The following is a 343-nucleotide window of genomic DNA, read 5'->3' as shown; positions in this document are numbered from 1 at the left end:
GGCGGAGGAGGTGGCCCAGGCCCTCCTTCACCCGCTCCAGGTACCCCGCCTTGGGGAGGCGCTCCGGCCTTAAGGGAGGTAGGCCCGTGAGGAGGAGGCCCGAGGCCAGATAGGTGAGGGCGTCCAGGTAGAAGGCGAAGGCCGGGCCCACTGTGGCCACCAAGACCCCGGCGGCTCCCACGAAGAGCACCTCCGAGAGGCGGTCGGCGAGGAGGATGAGGCTATTGGCCTCGTCCACCTCCTCCTTGGGCACCAGGTCGGGGACCACGGCGTTCTGGATGGGGGCGGGGAGGTCCCGCAGGGGCTCCCTGAGGAAGACGGGGGGGGGAAGGAGGGGCAGGCT

1 protein-coding gene is annotated in these 343 nt (G+C 71.1%); it reads right to left on the bottom strand.

Annotated features, from left to right (window positions below; all coding sequences use genetic code 11):
- A partial coding sequence (locus BVI061214_RS00490; RefSeq protein WP_162207989.1) for an MFS transporter occupies positions 1 to 343 on the bottom strand: 343 nt, incomplete at both ends.

The organism is Thermus aquaticus (genome assembly GCF_001280255.1).
Taxonomy (GTDB): Bacteria; Deinococcota; Deinococci; order Deinococcales; family Thermaceae; genus Thermus; species Thermus aquaticus.
Note: the sequence above shows the minus strand (reverse complement) of the source record. Positions and strands in the feature narration are given on the sequence as shown.